The organism is Collinsella sp. CLA-ER-H6, assembly GCF_040092305.1.
Taxonomy (GTDB): domain Bacteria; phylum Actinomycetota; class Coriobacteriia; order Coriobacteriales; family Coriobacteriaceae; genus Collinsella.
The window spans coordinates 1-4,935 of sequence record NZ_JBBNLS010000030.1; the positions used below are offsets into that span (position 1 = coordinate 1).

Here is a 4,935-nt window from a genome sequence, read left to right on the forward strand (position 1 = left end):
GGCCGCCTCTCGGCGGCCTTGCGAAAAACAAATCCAAGTTAGACCATTTCAAATGGTTCGATGTCTGCCCGGATGCGACACAACTGGTGTGTCCATCCTCGCAGTATCCGGTTCTCAAGGTGCACGCCCGCGCTGGTTCCCGGTTCCACCGGGCCGCGCGGCAAGGAGATATATTGCCAGACCGGAGGGGCCCCGCGGGCGGGAATCTGGGCGTACACATTTCCTACACATCTTGGAATCCGACTAACGTTTGCCAGCCGTTACCTACCGCTCGCCGAGCATCTCTTTATATAAGGCAGTCTCATGGTTAAAGCGGATACGTTCCCCTAGCTAAAGCACAGCCAGCATCGAGCAACTCGTCACGTTCTTCCACCGAGAACCCCTCGGCGTAGACGCGCACCACCGGTTCGGTCCCGCTAGGACGGACCAGCAGCCACGTGTCATCCTCGAATGCCAAACGCAAGCCATCCATATGACTAACGTTTTGCGGCACCTTGCCACAAATCGACTTGGGGTTTACGCCCGGCAGCAGGGTTCGTAACGTTTCGGCATCTTCGGCCTCAAGGCGCAAATCGCGTCGACCGTAACTCGTCTTACCAAAACTGTCCTCGAGTTGGTCGACCAGAACGCCCAAAGGCGCGTCCGTCTTTGCCATAAGCTCACACAGAATCAGACAGGCGAGGATTCCATCGCGCTCGGGCATATGCGCGGCGATGCCGATACCACCGGCTTCTTCGCCGCCCATGAGGACGCCGTCCTTCTTCATCTCCGCCGCTATATATTTGAAACCGACTGGTTTGACGGTCACGCGGCAGCCAAGCGTCTCGGCAATGCGACGCACGAGCGTCGAGCATGAAAGATTGACGACGACGCGCCCCTCCAAATTACGAAATTGAACCAAGTCGCCCAAAACGAGCGCCATGATCTGATGCGGATGTATATATCTGCCGCGCTCGTCAACCGCGCCGATACGGTCGGCGTCGCCGTCGGTCACCAGGCCAGCGCAAGCTCCGTCCTCGATAACCGTGCGCTCGCAAGTGTCCACCCAAGGCTCAACGGGGTCGGGGCAGATATCTTCTTGATCAGACGCCTGCCCGGCGTGAATCTCGTGCACCTCAACGCCAAGCTCGCGCAGCAAGTCGGCTAGATAGCCCTGGGCTGCGCCGCCCATGGGATCGACAACCACGCGCAAGTGCGCGGCGCGGATGGCTTCGGCATCGACAAACGATGCCACCGCCTGCATATAGTCAGGAATGATATCTGCGGTGCGATATTGCCCCTCGATCCCCATTGGCTCGGGAGCCATAGTCTCTTCAAGCTCTTCGATGACATCCTGGTTGGCGGTCGAGCCGTCACCCATGCGAATCTTGAGGCACAGATAACCCTGCGGATGATGGGACCCCGTCACCATGAGCGCGCCGCACGCTTCACCGTCATAAGCCGCCGCCCACGTAAGGGCAGGAGTCGGGACAGGCCGCGAAGCGAGCACGGCGTCTAGCCCGTGCGCTGCTAGCGCGCCCGCCGCAAGCTCAGCGAACTCGCGCGCCAGGGGCCGGGTGTCGAACCCTATATATACCGTTTTGCCCGGATTGGTCTTTTGCCACAACTCGCCGACGGCATCGGCGATACGGGCAACGTTATCGGCAGTGAAGTCCTCATCGACGCGAGCGCGCCAACCGTCAGTTCCAAAATGAATTATCGCGCACACGCGCAGACACCTCACAGTGTTTGGATCATGGTACGCATGGGGTATACCCGCAACATGCACTCGGCAACCTGCCGGCACCAGCATTCACCATTTGGGCAAATGCTGCCGAGGACATACAAGCAATAAAAAAAACCGCCCCGTATGGAGCGGTTTTGCCCTTTATATATCGAGCGCCTCGGCCATCGCGGCCGTAGTGATTGCCGTGGTTCCACAGCAACTGCCCACCATTGCGGCACCGGCATGTCTCCATTCGATGCATGCGCGCGCGAAAGCTTCGGGGTTCTCGTGCCATACGGGGCCATCCTGAGTCTGGACCGGATCGCCTACGTTGGGACGCACCGTGACGGGAGTAGTCGCCGATGCAACCATCCTGGGCACCGCCGCGTTCGCGGCCGCAAGCGAACAGCAATTAACACCAACCGAGTTTGCGCCGTGTTTTTCGGCGTACAAAACGGCTGCCTCGATGTTGAGGCCATCGCCCAACAGGTCGCCTTTATCGTCAACGACAAAACTCACCAGAACAGGCATGCCGTCGGCGGCATCTCGAGCGCCGGCAAGCATGGGCTGCAAATTACGGATAGACGTCTCCGTCTCGATCAGCAGACCGTCAACGCCGGCGTTGAGCAAGGCGTGCGCCTGTTCGCGCGCAATGCCTCTGATTTCACGATACTCGGCAGAGTCCTCGGCAAACCACTCAATACCGATCGGGCCCATCGAGCCTAGCAGCAGCTGAGGGTGCGCCTGGCGGGCATCGTCGACGGCCCCGCGATTGACCTCCGCCACGGACGGCGCAATCTGGTCGTGCTTGAGGGCATAGCTCGATGCCTGAAAGGTGTTGGTAATGAGCACCTGCGCGCCGGCGGCGACATACAAGCGATGGATACGAGAAACGGTCTGCGGCTCTGCCAGATTCCAAAACGCCGGTGGAATGTCGGCGGCATCGTACTCACTCAACAGAACACTGCCCATGGGGCCCTGCGCCAACAAGGTCTCGCTCGACAAGCGGCGCGTAAGTTCCTCGGCACCAAAGCGGTTGTAATAACTCGTATCCATATATATCCCGCTATTCCTCGACGCTGATTCCCTGCTTTTCGAGATAGGCGAGCCAGCGGCTCATCGTGTCCTCGGATAGCGCATGCTCCATCATGCAGGCCTCGGAATCGGCTCGCTCAAATTCGACACCGAGCTCCTGAACCAAAAACGTGCGGATGAGGCGATGACGGTACCAGATAGCCGTGCCAACCTCGCGGCCGCGATCGGTCAGGATCACCTTGCCGTAGTGCGATTGCTCGACAAGCTCGGATGCCTTGAGCGCCGAAACCGCTTTATTGACCGATGCCTTGGAGACGCCAAGGCGCTGCGCGATGTCGACCGATCGCACGCCGTTGGTTTCCCCCTCTTCGCTTTCAATGCGAACCATGCACTCCAAGTAGTCTTCGTTCGCCACCGTCAGATGTAGTTCGCGCGAGCTATTTGTCGTATCCATGATCTTCCGTCCCTTCTGCATTCAATGGCTGATTCTACCCCATCCAAGCGTCGTGGTATGCCGTGGCATACCGTGCTAGAGTTCTTGTTGCACACGACGACCAAGATTGGAGCGGTCTTTATGGAAAACACCACCACGAGCCCCGATGTCCTCGAGCGCTTTTTGCGCTACGTCCAGATCAACACGCAGTCCGAGGATGCAAACTGCGACCAGGTACCCTCGAGCGCCGTTCAGTTTGACCTTGCCAACGTGCTGGCTGAAGAGCTGCGCGAGCTTGGTGCGGAAGATGCCCACGTGACCGAGCACGCCTATGTCTGCGCGCATATCCCCGCAAGTGCGGGCGCTGAGGACAAGCCCGCCCTGGGCCTGATCGCCCATCTCGACACCACCGAAGTTGCACCGGGCGCCGGCGTGAAGCCGCACATCGTACACTACGAAGGCGGCGACCTGGTCTGCGGCACGGTTGACGGTAAGCCCGTTGCCATGAGTACCGCCAAGCTTCCCGCCCTGAATGACCTCGCGGGTGAGGACCTGGTCTGCAGCGATGGCACCACGCTGCTGGGCGCGGACGACAAGGCAGGCGTCGCCGAGATCATGTCGCTTGTCGCGCGTATCGCTCAGGACCCTTCTCTGCCCCATCCCGCACTCGGCATTTGCTTCTGCCCTGACGAGGAGATCGGCCACGGAGCCGAGCTGTTGGATATCGATACCTTTGGCTGCAAGTACGCCTACACGGTCGACGGCGGCCCCATCGGCGAGCTGGAGTGGGAGTGTTTTAACGCCGCCGAGGCGACCGTCCGCTTTGAGGGCCAGTCCATCCACCCGGGCGACGCCAAGGGCCGTATGGTCAACGCAGGCAATCTGTTCTGCGACTTCAACGCGTTGCTCCCCTACGTGCAGCGCCCGGAGTATACGGAAGGCTACGAGGGCTTTTATCACCTTGAGGGTGTATCTGCGACCGTCGATCACGCCACAGCGCGCTATATCGTCCGCGACCATGACGCCGCCAAGTTCCAGCAGAAACTCGACCTTATTGATGCCGCCGCCTCGATGCTCAACCAGCGTCTGGGTGAGAAGCACGTGACGGTCGAGATTAAGCAGCAGTATCGAAATATGGCCGAGATCGTTCGTGACTATCCCGAGCTTATTGATGTTGCCAAGGAAGCCTACCTTGCCTGCGGCGTTGAGCCCCAGGTGCTGCCAATTCGTGGCGGCACCGACGGCGCTCAGCTGTCGTTCCGCGGTCTGCCCTGCCCCAACCTTTCCACCGGCGGCTATTGCTACCACGGCGTCAACGAGTTCGTCCCGGTCAGTTCGCTCGTCAAGATGACCGACGTGCTCCAGGAGCTCGTCGCCCGCTTTGCATAAGCCTGGCTGCACAAGTCCAAAAGACGAATCGCCCCGTCCTCAACCAAGAACGGGGCGATTTTTTTACTGCAACGAGAATAGGTTGACGCACGCCAGCCTCTTAACGCAAGGAGTGTCCCAAACTGCCGGCACAAAAGGAACGTCCCCAAGTGCCAAGTGCATCAAGAGTGTCCCCTTTGACCAGTCGTTTAAGAACATCCCCAATGACTACCCATGTGCCAAGTGTTACGCCGATGTTTTGGCACCGACAGACACTATGACCCAATCCGAGGGCACTAAAAAGATAGGAGCCCCCGCTCGTGACCGCGGGTCGGGGCTGCGACAATGATGTTGAAGTGCCATAGGCGCAGCCGCGCCGCAACGAGGTTGGGAG

At 59.6% G+C, this 4,935-nt stretch carries 4 protein-coding genes; 1 reads left to right on the top strand and 3 read right to left on the bottom strand.

Features of this window, described 5'->3' with window-relative positions; genetic code table 11:
* Nucleotides 1-307 precede the first annotated feature (307 nt).
* From AAAX77_RS09705 to AAAX77_RS09715, 3 genes are all read right to left on the bottom strand, one after another.
* Nucleotides 308-1,708, bottom strand: coding sequence for a phosphoglucomutase/phosphomannomutase family protein (locus AAAX77_RS09705; RefSeq protein WP_349106073.1), 1,401 nt, complete (start codon nt 1,706-1,708; stop codon nt 308-310).
* A gap of 159 nt (nt 1,709-1,867) precedes the next feature.
* Nucleotides 1,868-2,761, bottom strand: a complete 894-nt coding sequence (locus AAAX77_RS09710; RefSeq protein WP_349106075.1) for a homocysteine S-methyltransferase family protein — start codon at nt 2,759-2,761, stop codon at nt 1,868-1,870.
* Between the two features lie 10 nt (nt 2,762-2,771).
* Nucleotides 2,772-3,194, bottom strand: a complete 423-nt coding sequence (locus tag AAAX77_RS09715) for a metal-dependent transcriptional regulator (protein ID WP_040359600.1) — start codon at nt 3,192-3,194, stop codon at nt 2,772-2,774.
* A 120-nt stretch (nt 3,195-3,314) separates the two neighbouring features.
* On the opposite strand from AAAX77_RS09715, the gene pepT reads away from it, so the two are divergent.
* Nucleotides 3,315-4,562: a peptidase T gene (gene pepT, locus AAAX77_RS09720; protein ID WP_349075004.1), complete on the top strand. Its 1,248-nt coding sequence runs from the start codon at nt 3,315-3,317 to the stop codon at nt 4,560-4,562.
* Nucleotides 4,563-4,935 lie beyond the last annotated feature (373 nt).